This is a genomic window from Paenibacillus sp. FW126-R14, assembly GCF_058789495.1.
In genome coordinates this window covers 1-20,779 of sequence record NZ_JBYTBS010000082.1, presented here as the reverse complement: position 1 = coordinate 20,779, position 20,779 = coordinate 1, and the positions used below count along the sequence as shown (strand labels likewise).

Annotated in this window: 17 protein-coding genes; all 17 read right to left on the bottom strand. The window is 51.0% G+C overall.

The genetic code is table 11. From position 1 onward, the window contains the following. Positions 1–137: 137 nt before the first annotated feature. Positions 138–338 (bottom strand): cold-shock protein, encoded by a 201-nt coding sequence (locus AC3WRW_RS30645; RefSeq protein WP_126140957.1) that lies wholly within the window; start codon positions 336–338, stop codon positions 138–140. Positions 339–508: 170 nt separating this feature from the next. Beyond that, the gene (locus tag AC3WRW_RS30640) at positions 509–724 is read right to left on the bottom strand and encodes a helix-turn-helix domain-containing protein (RefSeq protein WP_492550000.1); all 216 of its coding nucleotides are present in this window, start codon (positions 722–724) and stop codon (positions 509–511) included. 20 nt (positions 725–744) lie between these two features. Further along, positions 745–1,137: a pyrophosphohydrolase domain-containing protein gene (locus AC3WRW_RS30635; protein WP_492549999.1), complete on the bottom strand. Its 393-nt coding sequence runs from the start codon at positions 1,135–1,137 to the stop codon at positions 745–747. A gap of 65 nt (positions 1,138–1,202) precedes the next feature. After that, a complete protein-coding gene (locus AC3WRW_RS30630) occupies positions 1,203–1,736 on the bottom strand; it encodes a C40 family peptidase (protein ID WP_492549998.1) in 534 nt (177 codons plus the stop codon). A 180-nt stretch (positions 1,737–1,916) separates the two neighbouring features. Next, positions 1,917–3,092: a response regulator gene (locus AC3WRW_RS30625; protein ID WP_492550002.1), complete on the bottom strand. Its 1,176-nt coding sequence runs from the start codon at positions 3,090–3,092 to the stop codon at positions 1,917–1,919. Positions 3,093–3,096: 4 nt separating this feature from the next. Beyond that, positions 3,097–4,938 (bottom strand): sensor histidine kinase, encoded by a 1,842-nt coding sequence (locus AC3WRW_RS30620; protein ID WP_492549997.1) that lies wholly within the window; start codon positions 4,936–4,938, stop codon positions 3,097–3,099. 85 nt (positions 4,939–5,023) lie between these two features. Continuing rightward, positions 5,024–5,905, bottom strand: a complete 882-nt coding sequence (locus AC3WRW_RS30615; protein ID WP_492549996.1) for a carbohydrate ABC transporter permease — start codon at positions 5,903–5,905, stop codon at positions 5,024–5,026. Between the two features lie 17 nt (positions 5,906–5,922). Continuing rightward, a complete protein-coding gene (locus tag AC3WRW_RS30610) occupies positions 5,923–6,813 on the bottom strand; it encodes a carbohydrate ABC transporter permease (RefSeq protein WP_492549995.1) in 891 nt (296 codons plus the stop codon). A 94-nt stretch (positions 6,814–6,907) separates the two neighbouring features. Then, positions 6,908–8,269 (bottom strand): extracellular solute-binding protein, encoded by a 1,362-nt coding sequence (locus AC3WRW_RS30605; RefSeq protein ID WP_492549994.1) that lies wholly within the window; start codon positions 8,267–8,269, stop codon positions 6,908–6,910. A 473-nt stretch (positions 8,270–8,742) separates the two neighbouring features. After that, positions 8,743–11,046 (bottom strand): DUF4962 domain-containing protein, encoded by a 2,304-nt coding sequence (locus AC3WRW_RS30600; RefSeq protein WP_492549993.1) that lies wholly within the window; start codon positions 11,044–11,046, stop codon positions 8,743–8,745. 16 nt (positions 11,047–11,062) lie between these two features. Further along, positions 11,063–13,072, bottom strand: a complete 2,010-nt coding sequence (locus AC3WRW_RS30595; RefSeq protein WP_492549992.1) for a heparinase II/III domain-containing protein — start codon at positions 13,070–13,072, stop codon at positions 11,063–11,065. Then, positions 13,069–13,836 (bottom strand): SDR family NAD(P)-dependent oxidoreductase, encoded by a 768-nt coding sequence (locus tag AC3WRW_RS30590; protein WP_492549991.1) that lies wholly within the window; start codon positions 13,834–13,836, stop codon positions 13,069–13,071. Before AC3WRW_RS30590 ends, AC3WRW_RS30595 begins: the two co-directional genes overlap by 4 nt. 46 nt (positions 13,837–13,882) lie before the next feature. Beyond that, positions 13,883–15,730 carry a cache domain-containing sensor histidine kinase gene (locus AC3WRW_RS30585; RefSeq protein WP_492549990.1) on the bottom strand — a complete coding sequence of 616 codons (1,848 nt, stop codon included), beginning with the start codon at positions 15,728–15,730 and terminating at the stop codon, positions 13,883–13,885. Continuing rightward, entirely contained in the window at positions 15,727–16,767 is a 1,041-nt protein-coding gene (locus AC3WRW_RS30580; RefSeq protein ID WP_492549989.1) for a response regulator transcription factor, read from the bottom strand. The genes AC3WRW_RS30585 and AC3WRW_RS30580 overlap by 4 nt, the downstream gene beginning before the upstream one ends. A 92-nt stretch (positions 16,768–16,859) precedes the next feature. After that, entirely contained in the window at positions 16,860–18,443 is a 1,584-nt protein-coding gene (locus tag AC3WRW_RS30575) for an extracellular solute-binding protein (protein WP_492549988.1), read from the bottom strand. A gap of 162 nt (positions 18,444–18,605) precedes the next feature. After that, complete coding sequence (locus AC3WRW_RS30570) at positions 18,606–19,487, bottom strand: carbohydrate ABC transporter permease (RefSeq protein ID WP_492549987.1); 882 nt, start codon at positions 19,485–19,487, stop codon at positions 18,606–18,608. 18 nt (positions 19,488–19,505) lie between these two features. Continuing rightward, the gene (locus AC3WRW_RS30565; protein ID WP_492550001.1) at positions 19,506–20,438 is read right to left on the bottom strand and encodes an ABC transporter permease; all 933 of its coding nucleotides are present in this window, start codon (positions 20,436–20,438) and stop codon (positions 19,506–19,508) included. Positions 20,439–20,779: the final 341 nt, after the last annotated feature.

Genomic DNA, 20,779 nt, shown 5'->3' with positions numbered 1-20,779 from the left:
TATGTACTTCCGCCACCTCGCGGTGTACTAGAGACTTTCACTCATTAGTCCATTGCGCTGCCAAGCGCACAAAAAGAACGACCCTTAACATAATGTTAAGAGTCGCTCTCCGAACTGCTATCTATGCAAGCTAAAGCTTACAGCTTTACAACGTTCTCAGCTTGTGGTCCGCGGTTGCCTTGAACAACGTTGAACTCAACTTGTTGACCTTCGTCCAAAGTTTTGAAGCCTTCGCCTTGAATTGCGGAGAAGTGTACGAATACATCGTTGCCGCCTTCAACTTCGATAAAGCCAAATCCTTTTTCTGCGTTAAACCATTTAACTGTTCCTACTGCCATGGGTAATACCTCCAAAGTTTTAATTAACATGTCTTTTTTCTTGTTTCGAACAAAAAAATTACACATTGGAAAAGGTTTCACAATTTAAAATGATAACCCTTTGCAATAAGCAATTCAGGTTTTACCCCAAAGACTATTAATACTGTACCACACAAATTTGGGTAATGCAATTACCCTTCAGAGGCATTTCTTACTAAGGATAAGAGTTCCTCTTTATCCTCTAATTTCAAGGCAATTGTCAGCGCCATTACGACATCTTTCGACGGTTGAATCCGACCGTTTTCGATAGAATTCAGGATGGAATAACTGACGCCGGCTTTCTCGCCAAGCTTGCGAAGCGTCAGATTTTGCTGTTGTCTCAACTCTTTCAGCCTTGTGTGAAACATCTAGCCCATTCCCCCTTCTTCTACTTCCCCTGCTGCCGGCGAATTTCTGCTCTAATTTTGTCGAATGGGTCCTGCCAGTCGGGCGGCTTGACCGTTTTGCCTAATTCGTTCTTATGGACTAGACCGTCCGGCCATACCTTGGACATATTCGCATGATGCACAATGTCAAAAATCGGCCCCGGCTCGACCCCTAGCTCGACCAAGGTGCCCAGAACGAAATAGAGCTCATCGATCATCGCATCCACTTCGTCTTCCAGCGTCGCCGCTTCTTTAAACTCGTCCAGCTCCTCTTGCATCCAAGCCAAACGGGCTGCCTTGCGGCTCTCGGACAAGCGCTGCGGGGTCGTACCTACCGGGTGCTCAAAAGTCTGGTGAAACTTCTTCACATCGTCGAATGCATTTTTCAAATTCATTTCGTTGTTCCTGCTCCCTTACGTAAGTTAACTTTTATATACCACTAAAGGGAGCCAACGGTCAATTACAAACGACGGCCTGAGATGAACCGGCTTCCCCAGTAGCCTGTATTTATATCGCTAATGACGACACCGGAGCTCGCCGTGTTGCTGATGAACTTGCCATTGCCGATATAGATGCCCACATGATTAATGGTACCTGGTTTCGACGTACTGAACAGGACGAGATCGCCTTTGCGCAGGCTTGTCTTGCTCTTAACTGCCGTTCCAACCTTGGCTTGGGCTTTGGAACCCCATGGAATATCGATGCCGTTTTTCTTAAATACCAGCTGCGTAAAAGAGGAGCAGTCCAATATTAAATTCTTCGTATCCCTTACGCCGAACTTGTAACGAACTTTACCGATATAGGATTTCGCTGTGCTCAAAATTTTATCGGCTTTACTGGCGCTTACAGCGCTATTGGCTGTAGCTGCCGCGGTATCCGCAGCCGCATGAGCGGATTGCGGCTCAAGGAGCATCGTACCGGAAGTTAATAAGGAAAAGGCCAAGCTGATCCCCACTAACGATTTGCTAAGGCGGTTCTTTTTCACTAGTTGCATGATTGGATATCCTCCTTCATGGATCGTGGTGTTGGGCTTATTTGGCCCTGTATCCACCATATCACATGTGATCTGCCCGGTATTTACCAGCAGAAGAGGATATCCAAGCGGCATCTGGCTTTAACCGCAATCATTAGAAATCGATGAGAATTTTCTTCACCTTTCTCCCTTGACAGCCAATTACACAGAGTTAGGCGTCTGTTCCAGACGGTATTCGGACGGCGTCACGCCATATTTTTTGCGGAATACTTGGGAGAAATGGCGCATGTCCTGATAGCCGATCCGGTCGGCGACATCCGCCAGCTTCAGCTTAGGATTCATCAGAAGCTGCTTCGCCTGTTCCAGGCGAAGATGGGTGACATATTCCTTGAACCCTTGCCCCGTCTTCTGCTTGAACAGCTGACTGAAGTAAACCGGGTTCAGGTAAACGATCGCCGCGACCTTCTCCAGCGACAGGTCGTCATGATAATGCGTGCGAATATATTGCAGCGCGACGTCGACAGAGCGGTCGCTGCCGCTCGCATGGTGTTCGTAGACCTGCGTCGTAGAGGCTTGACGCATGCGCTGCACTTCCGCCGGCACCGCCTCGATGCGGTCAATCTTCTCCGAGCTCATAATCTGAAAGGGTACCTTCAGATATTTGACGAGATGGCTGCGCAGCTCATCGACGAGCGCAGGCAACAGAGCTGCGTCCGGCAAGGTGACGAGGCCGAGCAGGCTTTTGCCGTCGTGTACCGTCACGAAGCCTTTGCCATAGCGCTCGGTCAACTCGAGCAGGACGTTCTCGATAATGAAATTCTCGAGATAAACCGCCTTGTCGCTCTCCATTTTCACCATGATGAGGTGGAAATACGGGTGCTGCTCCATGAAAGGGCCCATGTCGATGCGCCCGGTATCCAGCCCCTGCGCAAAGCGGTGAAAGACGGCTTCCTGCAAATATTTGCGATTCACCTTCAGGAGCTCGGCCTCCTCGATCAACTCGGTTTCATGAGCGATTTCATCGCTGAGCTTTCGAATCATCTCGCTCAGCACCTCTTTGCCGATAGGCTTCAGCAAATAATCTTTTGCCCCAAGCCGCACAGCCTCCTGCGCATAGGAGAATTCGGAATAAGCCGAAATGACCACCCATTTCACATGCGGGTGGCGGCTGCGGGACAGATTCATCAGCTCCAGCCCGGTCATGCCCGGCATCAGAATGTCGGTTAGGACGATTTGTATGCGCTGACTCCTCAGCAGGGCGATCGCCTGCTCGGCATTCGCCGCGAGATGAATCCCATGCTCGGGGAACCGGGTCTGCAGCGTGCGCTGAATGCCCTCACGAATGACGGTTTCGTCATCCACAATGAGAATGTCCATGGTTTTACTCTCCTCTCCGAGGAAGCGGCATCGCGATGATGACGGTCGTTCCTTCCCCCTGCTTACTATGAATGCGGAGTCCATATATGTCTCCGAACATGAGCACGATGCGGCGGTGCACATTGGTAAGCCCGATGCCTCGTCTTGTTCGGCCGGACGGATCTGGCGCCTGCAAGGCATTCTGGGCCTGTTCGGTTCGCAAAGAAGTCATCGCTCCTTCGATGTCCGTAGCGTCCTTAATGAGCTGCTCCTGCATGCTGTGCAGCGTGCTCTCCTCGATGCCGACGCCGTTATCCTCGATGACAATCCGCAGCTCCTGCTCGCCAAGCTCCGTGTAGACGCGAAGCACCCCTGGCCTGTTGAGCGGCTCCAGTCCATATTTCACAGCATTCTCAATGATGGGCTGAAGCGTCATTTTCGGCAGGACAACATCCAGACACTCCGGCGCAACGTCCAGAACGGTGCTGACCCTGCCTTCCAGGCGGTTCTCGATGATCGTCATGTAATGACGCATTTGATCCAGCTCTTGGCGCAGCGTTGTCTTCGAGGCTTCCTGCCAGTCGCTGCTGTAGCGGAACATGTGGGACAAAGCTAAGATGACTTTGCCCAGCCGGTCGTTCTCGCGCTCATCCAGCATCCAATAAATCATGTCCAGCGTGTTATAAAGAAAATGCGGGTTCACCTGAGACTGCAGCGCCTGCAGCTCTGCGTTCTTCTCGCTCACCGTGGCAAGGGTAATACGCTCGATAAGTTCATCCATCCGATTCACCATCCGGTTAAAAGAAGAAACTAACGAGTTGATTTCTTCAAACGATTTGACCGTCACGGAGCCTTTGAAATTCCCCATCTCCACCTGCTTCATCTCACGGATCAACAGCTTGAGCGGTGAGGCAATATTTCGGGAAATAATGCTCGCCAGCACCAAGGATAAGAAGACGAGTGCCAAGATGACCAAGTACAGATATTCCCTTGTTTTCACAACTTCGCCGTTAATATCCCCTTTGGGGGTTAGGCCAAATACGGTCCAGTCGGCCATCTTCGCCTTGGCTGAAACGATCAACTGATCGGTCCGGTCATCGACGATAATCTCATTGCTGCGGGGGCGCGGCAGCCCTCCGAAGGATGGCGGACTGCCTTTTTCCCCTGCCGTAGTAGCAATCATGTGATCTTCCCGGTCAACAATGTACACCTGGCTGTTCGGAGAGATCCTCACGTTCGAAAGCGCGGCAAGAATCGGCTGCGGGTTCGTTTCGATAACCAAAACGCCAATGACCCGGTGGTCCGTTAAATCGTACAGCTTGCGTCCGAACACGAACAAGGGATCGCGCTGAAACCGGTTGATCATCGAGCCCTGGGACAGACCGAGCCAAACCATTTCCCCCGAAGATTCCTGCAGCTTGTGGTACCACTCCGTGCTGGCATAGTTCGTTTCTATGACACTGTCGAAGCCTCGTTCATAATTATAGTTTTTCCCCGCGTTTGTGATGACATGAATGCCCACGATATCGTCCCGGGAATAATAGGCGGCGCCCAAAATGTTCGTAATGGTCCGTTCATTAATAATGTTGACCGCTTCGTCCTTGCTTGTATCCCGGTCATGGATTAGCCTTAGCATCTCATAATTGCTGTTCAGCGACTTCGAAATGCTGTCATAGCCTTGAAGCAGCAAATCAAAGAGGCCGACGGTTTGAGAAATATTTTTCTCCGCCAAATCGCTGATTTTGCTATGAATAATGTCTGTTGTTTTCTTGTAATAGACGACACTCACCAATGTCGAAAGAATCAGCATGCTCGAGATAAAAAGCAAAAACAGCCGGTTATGTATGGAATGAAAGCCCCGTGTCACGTGAGAATCCGGTCCCCTTTCCTTAGTCTTTTCAGGCTATCATAACACAGGCCGCCTTCCAAACAGCAAAAAGCGAGAGGTGAAGTTAACCCTTCACCGCTCCCGCTACCATCCCTTTTGTAATTTTATCGGCTAATAGGAAGTAAATGATAATGACCGGCAGCGCGCCCAGCACCAGAAACGCCCCGATTGCCCCGTAGTTGACGGAATATTGGCTGACGAAGCTGTTTACACCGAAGGGCAGCGTTTTGAGCCGCTCGGACGATATGAACGTCGCCGCGAGAATGTACTCGTTCCAAATATTAATGAATGTCAAAATACAAACCGTCATCATCGGAGGAACGGAAATCGGCAAAATAATGCTGCGGAAAATCCGGAGAACCCCCGCGCCGTCCATGACTGCGGACTCTTCGATCTCAGACGGAATCGACTTCATGAACCCGCTCAGGATAAAGACCGCAATCGGCGTCTGAAACGCGATATAAGGCAATATGATCGAAAGATGCGTGTTAAGTGCATGCAGATTTTTGAAAATGATCATGAGCGGCAGCAGCGTCGCTTGCAGCGGCACCATCATCCCGATCAGGAAGATCACCATGACGAGCTGTCCGTATTTCCAGCGGAATCTGGCGATGGCGAACGAAGCCAAGGAAGCCAGCAGCAGGACGCATACCATCGTCACCGACGTTACGAACAAACTGTTTTTCAAATATTGAAAATAGTGGCCCGCGCCAATCGCATCCGTGAAATTCTTCCACATGAGCGTGTGAGGCAGCGCGAAAAATTTGCCCGACAGAATCTCTTCATTGCTTTTGAGCGAGTAAATAAACAACCAAAGCAGCGGATATACTTGCGTAACCACGAGTAGAGACAGGAATGCGATTACGATGATTTTTAAGATAGAGAGGCTTTTGCGTCTCCGTATTGTGACAGGTTTAGCCGAAGCTATTTCCCCAGCATGATTCATGGTGACACTCCCCTCCTTCATGAAAATCTTCTCTCTAAGCGGTTAAAAATAAAGTTGATAATGACGGTCGCAACGAGGCACAAACCGACCAAGAAAGCGGCAATCGCGCTTCCGTATCCATATTTCATGGAGAGGAACGACATGTTGTACATGTGGGTCGAGATGACATCCGTTGCGTGCGCCGGGCCGCCTGCGGTCATGACCATGACCATGTCGAACGCTTGCAGCGAGCCGATGAAGGCGAGGACGATCGATATTTTGAAAATCGGAATATTCATAGGGAAAGTAATGTGCCAGTCGGCCTTAAGGCCCTCGGCTCCGTCAATCCTGGCCGCCTCATAAATATCCGCGGGGATGTTCTGAATGCCGGTAAACTGGATTAGGGTGTGGTACCCCAAGTACTGCCACAGGGCCACAAAGTAAAGGGAGTACATCGCAATTTTCGGATCCGTCAGCCATGATCTCGTCCAACTATGAAGATTCAGCATGTCGAGAACCTGGTTCAGCATCCCCCCCATTGCCGCAGGGTTATAAATGGTTTTCCACAACTGGCCGATAATAACGACCGACAAAATGACCGGCAGAAAGTAAGCTGAAACGAGAAAATTCGGTTTTTTGATAAAACGGTTCAACAGAATGGCCACAGTCAAAGCAATAGGAATTTCAGCCATTGAAAATACAGCAAACATCAGCGTCCGTTTCACAGACGGCCAGAAAACAGGGTCTGCAAAAAGCAGCGTATGAAAATTTTTCAAACCAACAAATGTGGAATCGCCGATACCGTTCCAATCGAGCAATCCGCTGTACATCGATACGAGAATCGGAACGAAAACGAGACCGACATAGATCAGCAAACACGGCAGTACAAACATGGCAATCGTCCACTTGGAGACTCTTAACACATTCACTTGGCTCGCCTCCTTCATGGGATATACCAATCGGAACTTACCCTTGTGCACTTGCGGCGCTTAGGATAAATTCCGATTTGGCTGCTAATTCATCTTATTTTTTGTTTGTGTCGTAAGCGGTTTGGTGTTCCTTAGCTACTTCAGCAGGATCTTTCTTCTGCACGAAGAGGTTTTGGATGCTTGTTAAGTGGCCTTGTGCCGTTCCCGGGTTCATCGTGTTATCGAACGCAAGGTCGCCGCCTTTTACTTGTTTGAACATGCCCAGTACTTCCATTGCCATATCGGAGTATCCTGCGGCTTTGAAGTCGCCGTCAACTTTTTGCGCGATACCTACTGCGCCTTTCACTGCGAAAGCTTCTTTCGGGAAGTTCAGCATAAAGTAGTTCAAGAAATCTTTCGTTTCTTTCAAATGTTTGCTGTTGGCCGAGATCGCGAACGCGCTTCCCGGAGCAAGCATGAACTCGTCAGGGTTGCCTTTGCCTTTCACTGTCGGGAACTTGAATACGCCGACTTTGCCGTTAACGGAAGAAGTCTCGATACCGCCTGTGGCCCATGAGCCCATGTAGTACATAGCGGCTTTGCCTGTTTTGAACAAGTTTTCACCTGCGTTGTAGTCAAAAGAAGTTGCGCCTTCTTGGAAAGCACCCGCTTGAACCAAGTCTTGGAAGGAGCTTACCGCATCCGTGAATGCCGGATCTGCGAAAGTTTTCTTGCCGTCAACAACCGCTTGCAGGAAGCCAGGGCCGCCATTCGTGCGAAGCAGGACGTTCATGAATAAGAAGGATCCTGTCCAGGAATCTTTTTCACCGATAGCCATTGGCTGAATGCCTTTGCCTTTCAGTGTTTTGACAGCTGCAACCATCTCTTCGAAAGTTTTCGGCACTTCTACGCCGGCTTGTTTAAACAAATCTTTATTGTAATAAACGAGACCGATGTTGTTGCCGTCAGGCAACGCGTAAAGGTTGTTGTTGAATGTGTACCAGTTCAAAATGCCATCTTGGAACGTGCCTTTCAAGCCATTTTGCTCAACCATATCGTTCAGCGGCGCGAAAAGTCCTGCATCTACGAAAGGCTTCATTTGTGCGGATGGGTTCACGATCGTGATATCCGGCACTTCTTTGGAAGCTGCTTGCGTTTTGAGTTTCAGCTTTTGCTGATCCGTGTTGAGGGAATCAAGCTCGATTTTGATGTTCGGGTTTTTCGTTTGGTAGTCGTTTACGATCTTTTTCAGCATGCCGTTCTTCGGATCTGTCGGGTCCGGATATATGTTTTGGAACGTGATTGTGATGTTCTCTTTCTTCTCTGTCGTGCTTCCGCCGCTTGGTGTCGTCGTTGCGCTCGCGCCCTGGGACGGTGTGCTTGTGCTAGTGCTGCTGCCGGCCGAGCCGCATGCTGTTAAGGAGATAGCCAGTAAACTCGCTGCCGCTACTTGAAGTGCTTTATATTTTTTTACCAATGTAAATCCCCCTCGTTTGTTTGATGACTTGATGCCCTTATTATCGCTCGAAATTGGCAGCCCTTACAATGTGTGAACTTTAGGAATCATGTTAAGTTTTTATAGGTTGTTGTGACTAGGGGGTTGTTAGGGAGATGCTGCGAGGGTGGCAATGGGGGCGCGAAAATGCTGCTTTAACGCTGTAAAAGATGCTAAAAATTGGCCTTTCTTATGTAGAACTGCCTTGATTTTTATGTGTTTCGCCAACATTGGCAACGAGGGGCAACCCAATTGAAGGTGCGTTTAGATGAACAGGAAAAGCTACCGCTAATTCGATTTGTATAGGCTTCAACAACTGAAATTCACTCAAATAATGGAATTATTTCCATCTAATTTTCGGTGGCTGGACAAATGGCCCATAAAAAAAGACCGACCCAACCGCCAAACCGGCGAAGAGGAGTCGATCTCATCAATAAGTGCAGCTTGCCTAACATCTAGTAAGCCTTTGGCACCTCAACACGGTGCGTAATGCCGTCTTCCGTGAAGTAAATATGCGTGTCGAACCCTTGATCGTCCATAAAATAGGACACATACTTCGGCTCGCCATGCTTAATCGGCACGAGGAGCGTAGCGATCCGGTGGCTGCGCGCCGGCTTGGTCGTTGCCTTGAGATGCCAGTGCAGCGGCAAGCCTTCGATCTCAGCCAGGTCTACGTCCTGGAAGCCTTCATGCTGCGTCAGCTCCAACTCGCCGGAGGAGCAATAGACGAATCGGCCGTCCATATCGGCTTTGCGGCCTTGGACTTTGAAGGTTTGCCCGTTCAGCTTCATTTCGTACAGCGTCTGGAACAGCCAATCCACCGTGCCCGTCTGCGCCAAGTCGATGTGATCCACGACGACGACGTACGTGCCGAAGAAATACAGCTCGCGAACGTAGCGGTCAAGATAAGGCACGTACTCCTTATACGCAGCGGTGGCATTACTGCGGGAGTAGCTGTAGCCCTTGCGCTGCTCAGCCACCTCGACGAAGCCGCTCGCGGCCATGTTCAGCACTTTGTTTTTCTCGGCGTATTGACCAAGTCCATCGATCAAAATATTGTTCGTCGAACGCGTCTGCCTGCGCCAGTTCATATGCATCGTGGAGTTGAACGCCACGTAATAGCCGCTTTCAATGGCAAGCGGCTCGCCGTATGCGTGCAGCAGGAAGCCGTTTTGATCACCGTGGCTGTGGCTGACGGAGCCGTATTTGCTGCTCTTCGTCAGCAGCATGATGTGGCGCTCGGGATCGGCCATGTTGGAGTGGAACGCCACCCAGCCGATGTCGCGGAACCATTTGACCTGCTCGATATTGGCATCGGTTGGAGCGATTGCTTCCACCTGCGGATAATCATGGCGGTACACCATTTCGTCAAAACGGAAATCCCACCAGCCGTAGTTGTAAAATTTCATCTCGGAATCGGTATCGATCTCTCGCACCCGCTCGAAATACCATTGGTACAAACCGCTCCCGGTCACACCGGCGAACTGGCGGATGTTGAAGCCGGTTTTCAAGCTCACGGGATCTCCCAGCGTGGACTGATCGCCAAAGCTTGCGCGAAGCGTATCCGGGCTGAACGCGTACAGCGGGAAATCGCCTGTTTTCGTAAAAAACGGCCGCTTGTAAAAGTTAATGCCCGTATATTTTTTCAGCAAGTTCATCGCTTCCGTAACAAAAGCCATCCCGGTCGTCCAATACATCGGACCTTCCGCCCAGCCTCCGTCCGGTCCGCCCCAAGGCGAATAGATGCCTGCATAGTATTCAAGCGTATAATCCAGCCACTCGCGCGCTTCCGGCTCTTCCTCTAGCAATGCGATGCAGCTCGGTACTAGGACGCTGGACAGCGAACGAACGGCGTGACTGTCAAACGGCACGTGATGGATTTTGGAATGATCGATCACATGAGTAGCGATTTGACGCGCACGGGCCAGCAGAACCTCGCGCACCTGCTGCCGCTCAAGCTCCGTTAACTGACCGTGCAGCCAGTCATAGCCCCATGCGATAGCACCGGTCATCCGGAAGGATGCCTCATCGTTGTAATCGCGGCATGTTGGGCCGTCAACGTCCCAGGAGCAAACATGGAGCAGCCAGGTTTTGGCGCGGCCGAGCAAATCGGCGTCAGCCAAAATCGTTCCCGCCACCGCCAGATGACGGATCGCGTACAGCACCTCTTGCGTGTCCATGTACATTTGGCGCCACAGCTTCGCAACGCGCTTATTGCCCGGGTACGGCAGAGGCTCTGCAACTAGCTCCCGGTCAATCCACGGCTTAACGGACTTCTCATAAAATACGTCGAAGCCGCAGTAAGTCGGATCAGCCGCCAATTCCCTGCGGAAAGCCTCAACCTCCGCAGATTGCAGCCACAACCGGGGGTGCTGCAGCGATGCCTCGGCGTATCTGCGCGCCCGGCTAGGCAGCGGAGTTTCCGGCAGACCGGCCGGGACTTCAAAGCGCCTCACTTTACTCCATGCGGTATGTTCGTCATTCTCCCCAAGCAGCGCGTAGCGCCAGTAATAAGCTCCCGGTTGCAGCGCGTCGTCGGGCGTATATAGATTATAGGGAATCGGCTTTATGGTCTGCGTGTCAGCCTCGTCAAATACGTCCGACTGCGAAATTTGCAGCACGTAGCGGTCATTCTCCAATTGGGCGGGAATCCACGTGAAACGTGGCGGGTTTTCCAAGAGTACAGTTCCCTCGTTCGGTTCGTATTGTACAGTTAATACGCCGCTTTGCGGTTCGTATAATGGCAACAGGGTTGTCATATCGATTCTCCCTTCTCTATATGAAAATCAAGCCTTTATCTTCCGTTAGTTGAATATGGGCTGCGCTTTCCGGCTGGCCCGGCACCGAAACCACGATTTCCTGCGGAGAAACGCGGGTGAGCTCGGCCTTGCTGTCCGCACGGTATACATGGATGAAATCAGCGCTGCGCTCATGGCGACGATGCAGGATCGCCGTTAGAGGTTGACTAGGGTCCACAGAGTCCCCCGGCGTATGAACCGCCAGCAGCTCGTAGCCCGGCTCTGCCAACGCCGTGTGGAACACAGCGGCATCAGTCCCAAGCCGGTAAGACAAATGCAGCTGTTCTGCATCCGCCGTAAACTCGCCGATCATCGGCAAATTCCGCTCAGCAGCGACAGCCCCCTCCTGCTCTTGAATCTGCAGCAGGAAGACCCCCTCCCGATCGGCCATTCCGTCAGCGATCGGCTGAACGGCAGGATGCATCCACCACTCGATGCTCCGGGGCTCCTCCCCGGTCAGCTCAACCCGGAACCAATCCAGCAGCCACTCTCCCGTGAGCAGCAAATGACGGCTCATCGTGCAGCCTTCGTAGGCCTCCGTCGTTTGCAGCCAAGCGTAGACGGAGTTCTCGTCAGCCGCGTAGCGGACGCAGCGCCCTTCATGCGGCGCTTGGGAGTAGCCGTCCAGCGACACCGTATTGTGGCTGGCGGTTTCGGCAAACCACGATTTCCGCATGGGCGAGCCGTAAGGCACCATCCCGAAATCGGGGGTCAGGGTTTGCGCAGGATGCATCAACGTCAGATGCAGCTTGTCGTAATGGCCGTGGGAACCGCCATGCTCGCCGAAATCGGCGAGGAACGACAGCGGGTTCCCGGGCACACGGCCGACGACGAAGCCGGCATCCGGCCAGAGCCGCGAAGCGCGCGCCTCTGGCGGAACCGGCGTGCGGTCAGCAGCGCCGTAGAGCAGCGCCTCGAGCTGCTCGCCGCCGGCAGCGTCCAGCTGCCGGTAGGCTTCGCGCAGCACCGGCGCGAGGCCGGTAATACCGTAGATCGCGAGCCCCTGCTCCGCGATCTCGGCGATCTCGCGGGCATAGGGAGCCCTCGCGAGCGGTCCGTCATGCAGGGCGGGCAGCGCCCACCGGCCGTCGGCAAGATCGGCCAGCGCCTCCAGCATGCCGCGCATCGATTGGCCGTCGGCGCCTGTGACGGCGTAGAGGTCTATGCCGAAGCGCTGCGCCATCTCCGCGGAGATCAAGTACGCCCGAAGCACGAAAACGTGGTAATACGTGCTTCCCTCGAATTCCAGCTGATCGGGCTTCACGCCGATCGACAAGTGATGCTTGAAGCCGCCTTGGCCTTCAATCAGCGCTTCCAGCGCCGCTTGCTCGCCCCGCGCGGCGTAGACGCAAGACAATGACGCGTTCAGCCAGGCGGTGTAATTGTTCTCCGCATTGTTCCGCTCATGAATGAGAATGTGCCGGTATTCTTCCATGCTCCCGGCAAGCAAACCCAAAAAGACGTCGATAGCCGCCTGCTCCTCCGCCCCGAATACAACATGCTTATCGCGCAATAACAAGTAAGCGCGAATCAGTGTCGTAGACCAGATCGCCTCTGTGAGCGCCTGATGGAAGGCGCGCCCCTTCAGCATCCAGCTTTGCGCTTCCGGATGCACGGGGTAGCGCGGGAACTGCTCGGCGTATTCGACGAGCAGTTTCTTGCTGAGCTGGGCGTAGGAAGCCTCGCCAAGCGCCGCAAATACAGCGGCTGCCTGCAGAGCTATGCGCGCGAGCGATTGGTGCTTGAACACGAGCCAAGCACCGCGGTAAGCCTCGCCTTCGATTTGGCAGCCGTGCGGGCAGGCAAATTCGAACGCGTCCGCCTGCTTATCATCGAACACCAGTTCGGTTTGATGGTGCGGACAAACGTACTGGTGCCACCAGCCCCCGGGTTCTTTCGGAATGAACAGGCTGCCTGCTTGCTGCAGCCTGTCGATTTCCTCTTTTAATATGCGTGCTGTACGGTCCGGTCTCAGTGAGGTGCTCATCGCATCATCATCCCGCCGTTGATTTCAATCGTTTCGCCTGTTACATAAGCAGCCAGATCTGAAGCAAGGTAAAGCACCGCTCCGGCCACATCGTCCGGCGTTCCTTCACGCTGCAGCGGAATGCCGTTAATCGTTGCTGTCCGAGCGGCGTCGGTCGTAAACGTTGCGTGGAACATCGTGTTGCCGATAAAACCGGGAGATACGTTATTCACGGTAATCCCGCTTGCCGCAACTTCTTTCGCCAAGCCCTTGGAGTATGTAAGAACGGCTGCTTTGCTTGCTGCATAGACGCTTGATCCCGGACCGCCGCCATTGTGCGCAGCAACGGATGTCATGTTGACGATGCGGCCATAGCCTTTCTCTTTCATGCCGGCCAGCACTCTTTTGCACATGAACACAGTACTTTTCAAATTAACGTCCATAATGCGGTCATACATCTCTTCAAACATTTCGGAATTCGGTACGCGCTGTACCAGATGACCGGCATTGTTGACCAAAATATCAATCGTGCCGCCTAGTGCCTGCTCCACTTCCCTAACGAGTCTGTCGATCTGCTCCAAATCAGTCACATCCGCTTGCACCAGCACAGCTTCTCCGCCTGCCGCTTGAATCGCTGCGACAACTTCTTGTCCTTGCGCCACATTGTTCAAGCAGTTCACGCCGACTTTCGCTCCATTGCTTGCTAAAGCCATGGCGATTGCGCGTCCGATTCCCGCGTTTGATCCTGTTACCAGTGCAATTTTCCCCGTTAAATCGATGTTCATATGAATTCCTCCCATGTCTGTGTTTTAGGTGTATATCCTCGCGCCCTCAACTCCGCATCTTCGGCCGCGCCGTTTCCGGCATCGTCATCATCAGACAAGTGCCGCGCCCCCACTCGCTGTCGACAGACAGCCCGTAAGCTTCGCCAAACACCATCTGAATTCGCCGATGAACGTTCATAAGCCCAATGCCGCCGCGCTGGGACGCGCCGTTCTCTTCCGGCTCCGCCAAACGGTTCTGCTCCAGCTTCTTCCGCAGCTCGGCAAGCCGCTCCGGCTTCATGCCAACGCCGTTATCCTCCACGAACACTTGGAATAAGCCGTTTTCCTTCTTGGCATTAATACGAATGAAATGATGCGGCTCCACGCCATCCGGAAAAGCATGCTGAAAAATATTTTCAATCAGCGGCTGCAGCGTCAGCCGGACCATTTTCTCCAGCAACAGGCTCGGCGGAATCGCTACATCGATCTCAAACTCTTTGCCGGTTCGGTGCTGCAAAACAATCATATAGTTGCGAACATGGTTCAGCTCATTCGCTACGGTGATTTCTTCTAAGTTGGTCTGAACGGAGTAACGCAGCATGAAAGCCATGGCCTCGACCATTTCGGTAATTTCCGTGGAGTCCTGCACAATGGCATAACAATTGATCGTCTCGAGCGTGTTGTACAAAAAATGAGGATTGATCTGAAGCTGCAGGGACTGATATTCCGCCCTCTGCCGCTCCAGCTTCGTCTCCCCTAGCTCTAAAGCATTCTTTTGCTGCTCCAGCTCCGCCTCATAAACACGTTCAATCATACCGGACAGACGCGTCACCATTAGGTTGTAGCTATGAATCAGCCCGCCGATTTCGTCCGTTCGGCCCGACTCGTCGATGTACTGCCAGTTTCCTTTTTCCGTTTCCCTCATACTGTCTTTCAGCCAACGGATCGGCGCAATAATCGAACGGCCGAAACGGGACGCCAGCCATAAGGCAATAGCCAGTGTAATCAGCCCCACACTGATGGTTGTCGTTCGGATGGTATTGACGGGACGCCGCAGCTCCTCAACCGGCATGGAAGCAACCAGATTCCAATCGGAGTAGCCGGATTTGCGCGATACAAACATGCGCTCCTCGCCGTTATATTTGTAAGTGAATGTCTGGTTGCCGCTCTGCAGCACGCGCGAGGCCAATTCATCCTGCGGCTTGCGCTCGCTCATGGAACGCGGATAGATGTAGTTCCCGGTGTCATCTACGATGAAGAAAAAGCCTTTTTTTCCCAGACTCACCCGATCCCACGTCTTCGCCAGCTCATCCAGCTTGATCTCGATTGCGACGATCCCACGGTTCTCATCCCCGTAAGAAGGTCCTCTCACTTTGCGTGCCATCGTCACGACCGAACCCTGATCGACTTCGCGAATGCTCATATTCAGCAGGGCGATTTTGCCGTCAGCCGGCGTCATTTTCATCAAATAATCATACTTTTCTTTCACCAGCACGGGATCGAAGTTGAGCACATTCTGATTATCATAAATAACCGATCGTCCATGCTGGCCGACCGCATAAATCATGTTCAATTGTTTATATAACGTAATAACGGAGACCACCGAAATACGTGCGAATTCCTTGATTTTTTCACTATACACATAAAACCCATACGAATCGTTAGGTTCAATTTCCATAAAAATCCGAACATCCGGGTTGGAAGTAAAGGCATTGCTCAAGAGCTCATAAGCCTGCAAATAGCTGTCTGTCTGATAGTTGGCGCTGTCGATCATCTGCTCCATATACTGCTTGACCTGGCCGTCCAGCGCCCTGGAAGATTGAATATAAGAGAACGCTCCGACAGATACGAGCGAAAGTACGATTACAATCAGAAAGTTCGAAAAGATTTGTCGTGACAGTGTCTTGCCTCTCATGAACGAATCCCCATCTGCTGGCGGTACTCCGAAGGAAGGCATCCTTCATACTTTTTGAACGTTTTCGTAAAATGCGGATGGTCGGCATAACCAACCTCTCCGGAAATGTCCGTGATGCGCCATTGCGGCTGTTCCAGCAGCTTTTTCGCCTTTTCCATGCGTCTGCGCGTGCGGTACTGCACGAACGTCTCCGACGTATTTTGCTTGAATAATTGGCTAAAATACGATGGATTGAGTCCGATGAATTCAGCCACTTCCTCTAGCGAAACTTCCTCAGCAAGGTGTGATTCAATGTACTGCTTCGCTTCCTCTACAGGATCTTTCAGTTTTCCTTTGCGCCTATGCTTCAGCTCATCCATATGACCATACACCGCTGTTGTGAAGCGGAGCCATGCCTCCTCTTCCGTGGCAGCGCCGTTCAAAGCAAGCTCACCTTGAATCAGATAAACATCCCTTACATTTAAACGCTGGTGCAGCAGCGTATGAATCTCCTGCAAAATATCATGAATCCGATTCAGCTTCAGCTTGTAATCTCTGAGCTCTGCGTATACTTCTTCCAATAAGCTGTCTAACTCCGCTTGCTGCAGCATCCAGACCGCATGTTCCATACGGCTTGCCCACTGCTCCAGCTTCGTTACGGCAACGAACGTTTCGGAACTTACTTTGGATTTGGTGCGGATCAACTTCTCCAACACGTTCTGGAAGCCTTTGATGTTTACCGGCTTTAGCAAATACTCTTTGACACCGTAGGAAACACATTTCTGGGCATATTCGAAATCGCTGTACCCGGAAATAACGACGACTTGGATGTCCGCATCCATTTCCGCAACGCGGGCACACAGTTCCAAGCCGTCCATTTTGGGCATACGTATATCTGTAAACAGGAAATCAGGCCGATCCTCCTGAATCCGCTGCAGTGCGACAACACCATTCTCAGCCGTTCGCAGGCTTTCGATCGGCAGCTGGGATTGTTCGACTAGCTTTTGCAATCCTTTGCGTATCATCGGTTCGTCATCGACAATGAGTATGCGGTACATGAGGTGGCGCTCCCTTCTTTACCCTTCTGAAATGCCCACTCCCCACGCGCTGGAGTGCTCGTGAGGAGTCGGTCATGCTCAATCGCTTGAGCTTATTTACGCGGCATCGAAACCGTTGTACCGGAATCTTTGCTGTTGAATTTTTCTGTAGCTTCCTTGATTACTTCGTTGCCGCCTTTGGACTTCCACTCTTCCAGAACTTTCGGCCAGTCGGAGATCGGCTCTTTGCCGTACACCATTTTAACCATGTGCTGAAGAATAACTGGAGGCGCTTGGTCGGACAGCGGTGAAATGTCAGGGTTTTTCATCAAGGCATCCAGACGCGGCTCGAAGCTGATGCCATCGCGTCCTTCATTTTTCAATGTTGTGTCATAAACCTTCATCAATTTCTTGCCGTCTTCTGTCATACTAAGTGTGCCTTTATTATAAGTTGTATCTTGAACCAACCACAAGAAGGATTGACGGTAACGCTCTTCATCTACGCCTGCAGCATCTGTTGGCGCTTTGTATTCGATTTTGCCGTCTACCGTTTTGTACGTGTCGCCTTCGATACCGAATGTGAAGAATTTCTCCGCTTCGTCGGACATCATCCAGTCGTAGAATTTAATAATTTGCGCGGCATTTTTCACATTTTTGTTGATGAAGTACGCGCGCGGAACAGGTCCGTACAAGTAGTGTCCGCCTTTACCGTCCGGTCCAGTAGGAGCTGCGATAATTTCGATAGAGCCGTTTGGCACCGTCGCTTTCAGCTGTGTTTCCCATTGCAGCACTTCATTCGCATTCATGGACCACATGCCTGCTTTACCGGCAAGGATCGTGTTTTTGAATACGGTTGCGTTGATCGTTGCAAATTCCTTGTTGATTAAGCCTTCGTCAAACATCGTTTTATATGTTTGCAGCGCTTTGGTCATATTCTCCGTATTGAAGAATTTCGGCACGATTTGATCGCCAGACTTCTCGAACATGGACAGATACGGATATGCGTCATAAGCTCCGAAGAAGGAATCCGCATATTTGAAGTTTTCACGACCCATGTAAGGGTTTTCTACGCCCATTTCTTTGAACTTGCGAAGTACGGCCATGTACTCGTCAACCGTTTTTGGAACGCCTAGTCCGGCTTTATCCAGCAAGTCCTTACGGACGAAGATCGCACGGCGGGACGGGTTCGACAAATACTCAGGAATCGCGTAGATTTTACCGTTGTACGTTACGTTATCCCATGCCTCTTTCGGCACTTTTTTGAGCAAATTCGGACCGTACTGCTTCAGCAAATCGTCCAGTGGCATAAATACGCCCGCTTTTACGGAACCGGCCATTTCTTTTCCGTTCACACCGCCGCTGCCTTGGACGACATCAGGAATGTCGTTGGTTGCGAACATTTGAATCATTTTTTGTTCATATTCTTTGTGCGGAACAAGCACGATATTCATATCGGTGTTCGTGAGTTCTTCAAGCTTTTTCACCCATTTATCTTGGTTGATATCAGGCGATTTCTCTACGTGACCGAATGCCAAAGTACGCAGGGAGATGGAGAACTTCGTTTTTTCTGCCGGCTTTGCGCTAGCTGCGCCAGCTGCCGCGCTGGATGCCGGTTGTTCGGCCGGTTTGGAAGAGCAAGCAGCCAACATGCTGGCCAACAACACTGCAGCCATTGTCGTGGGAATCCATTTTTTCATTTCTACCCCTCATTTCGTTTCACTAAAATATGACGCTTTCACAACCCCATTGTAAAAGCGTTTACAATTTGTCGATATGGACTGTCTTTAGTTTGATTTGTCTTTTTTTTAGAATTCTGTAAAAACTCGTTATTCCATACAAGATTTCACAACAAGTTTGGCCTATGATTTAACCGATCCGACCATCATTCCTTTGACAAAGTGACGCTGCAAGAACGGATAGATCAGAATAATCGGGATTGTCGCAATAATGATTGTCGCCATTTTGATGCCTTCCGGATCCATGTGGGCCAGTCCGCTAAATTGTGCCGAGTTCGGATCGATAGAGAGATCCTCGGATACAATGAGCTGGCGCAGCTTCACTTGCAGGGGCCATAGCGCCGGTTTATTGATATAGTAGAGCGCGTTTTGATACGCATTCCAGTGGGCCACGGCATAGAAAATCCCAAGGGATGCCATAACCGGCTTGGAAAGCGGAAGCACGATGTTCCAAATCATTCTGAGCTCGGAACAGCCGTCGATACGGCCGGAATCGATTAGTTCGCTCGGAATTTGCAAGAAGAACGACCTCATTACGAAAAAGTTGAAGGCGCTGATCGCACCTGGAATCATAAGTGCCCAAAGCGAGTTCGTCAAATGCAAATTCTTCATCAAAATAAAGTTAGGAATCAGTGGAGCCGTGAACACCATCGTTATCAGAACCATGATTACGACAGCATTGCGTCCGGCATACTCAGGGCGCGACACCGGATAAGCCAGTGAAGCCGTTGCAATTAAGTTGATTAGCGTACCCACTACTGTAATATACACAGTTACTCCGAAAGAACGCCAGATTGCTGCGTCGCTGAATACGTATTGATAGTTAATCGGCGTAAATTGAACGGGCCAGAACATGACATTCCCATTCACAATAGCTTGAGAGGAACTGAACGATTGAGCCAGCACGTTTAAGAACGGCAGAAGCATCGCCAGCGATAAGAGAGTCAAAAAAAGCACATTAAAGATGTTAAAAACTTGCCAGCCGGCTGTCGGCTTGCGATTCATAAAGCGTTCACCTCCGTCTTAGTACAAGCTTTCACCCGTTGTTTTTTTGCTTAAAATGTTACCTGTCACAATAAAGATGACACCCACCAATGCTTTGAAAAGCCCGATCGCTGTCGTATAGCTGAACTGCTGACCTAACAAGCCTGCGGTGTAAATGTAGGTATCCAGAATTTCACCGTTTTCTTTATTCAGCGGATTCAAGAACACGTAGACGCGCTCGAAGCCGAAATCCAAAAATTTTCCAATATGCAGCAGGAACAAAATCATAATGGTCGGCAGCAGCGATGGAAGCGTAATTGAAATCGTTTGTCTCCAACGGTTCGCCCCATCCACTTCTGCAGCTTCATATAAATCCGGATTAATTCCCGCAAGGGCGGCCAAATAAATAATCGTGCCGTAACCGGAATCCCGCCAAATTCCCGACGAGATGAGAACCGTGCGGATCCAGGATTCTTCACCCAAGAAATAAACCGGCTCAAAGCCCAGCCAAGTGAGGAATTGGTTCACCGCGCCCGTAGATGGAGAGAGAATACCAATCGCAATCCCGCTCACAATAACCCAGGACAAGAAGTGAGGCATATAGACAACTGTCTGCAGAACACGCTTGTACAACACAACACGCAGCTCGTTAAGCAAGAGAGCAAGAATGATCGGCGCAGGGAATGCCAGCACTAGATCGTATATGCCGATTAAAACGGTATTTTTCAAAATTTTAAGGAAATCATAGTGGGCAAACATGCGGGCAAAATGCTCGAATCCCACCCATTTGCTTCCGGTAAAACCGTCAAAAATGTTATAGTCCTGAAAGGCAATAACCGAACCTAATAACGGCACATACTTGAAAACGATAAAATATACAATCCCCGGCAAAGATATCAAATACAGTGCCCTATACTTCCAAAACGTTCGCAGAAAGGAATTCCCCTTTTTTGCCTGCGCACGCTGATTCATCTGTTTCACTGCTTGCGCGCCTACCGCCATCATCTGGCCCCCCTTACTATTCTTCGTCGATGTTATATCCCTATGGTACCTTCCTAAAGCGCTTGCAACAATGGAATGTCTTTTCACCAACTTGTGTTTTTTTTAGGTAGAAAGTGCAGTGGTTGGGGTTGCTTGAATTGCGCGGGTTGATGGGGGCGCAGTACTTTTTGTTGCTTAATGTGCCATGTTGATGGGGGTTGATTTATGTTGCGCGAAGTGTGCAGGTTGATGGGGGGTGGGCTTTTTGTTACTCCAAGTGCTCAGGTTGATGGGGTTGGGCTTTTTGGTGCTTGAAGTGCGCGGGTTGATGG

Coding starts and splice junctions, on each gene's coding strand:
- AC3WRW_RS30645 (WP_126140957.1), bottom strand. CDS start 338: ATGGCAGTAGGAACAGTTAAATGGTTTAACGCAGAAAAAGGATTTGGC.
- AC3WRW_RS30640 (WP_492550000.1), bottom strand. CDS start 724: ATGTTTCACACAAGGCTGAAAGAGTTGAGACAACAGCAAAATCTGACG.
- AC3WRW_RS30635 (WP_492549999.1), bottom strand. CDS start 1,137: ATGAATTTGAAAAATGCATTCGACGATGTGAAGAAGTTTCACCAGACT.
- AC3WRW_RS30630 (WP_492549998.1), bottom strand. CDS start 1,736: ATGCAACTAGTGAAAAAGAACCGCCTTAGCAAATCGTTAGTGGGGATC.
- AC3WRW_RS30625 (WP_492550002.1), bottom strand. CDS start 3,092: ATGGACATTCTCATTGTGGATGACGAAACCGTCATTCGTGAGGGCATT.
- AC3WRW_RS30615 (WP_492549996.1), bottom strand. CDS start 5,905: ATGAATCATGCTGGGGAAATAGCTTCGGCTAAACCTGTCACAATACGG.
- AC3WRW_RS30600 (WP_492549993.1), bottom strand. CDS start 11,046: ATGACAACCCTGTTGCCATTATACGAACCGCAAAGCGGCGTATTAACT.
- AC3WRW_RS30595 (WP_492549992.1), bottom strand. CDS start 13,072: ATGAGCACCTCACTGAGACCGGACCGTACAGCACGCATATTAAAAGAG.
- AC3WRW_RS30590 (WP_492549991.1), bottom strand. CDS start 13,836: ATGAACATCGATTTAACGGGGAAAATTGCACTGGTAACAGGATCAAAC.
- AC3WRW_RS30585 (WP_492549990.1), bottom strand. CDS start 15,730: ATGAGAGGCAAGACACTGTCACGACAAATCTTTTCGAACTTTCTGATT.
- AC3WRW_RS30580 (WP_492549989.1), bottom strand. CDS start 16,767: ATGTACCGCATACTCATTGTCGATGACGAACCGATGATACGCAAAGGA.
- AC3WRW_RS30575 (WP_492549988.1), bottom strand. CDS start 18,443: ATGAAAAAATGGATTCCCACGACAATGGCTGCAGTGTTGTTGGCCAGC.
- AC3WRW_RS30570 (WP_492549987.1), bottom strand. CDS start 19,487: ATGAATCGCAAGCCGACAGCCGGCTGGCAAGTTTTTAACATCTTTAAT.
- AC3WRW_RS30565 (WP_492550001.1), bottom strand. CDS start 20,438: ATGAATCAGCGTGCGCAGGCAAAAAAGGGGAATTCCTTTCTGCGAACG.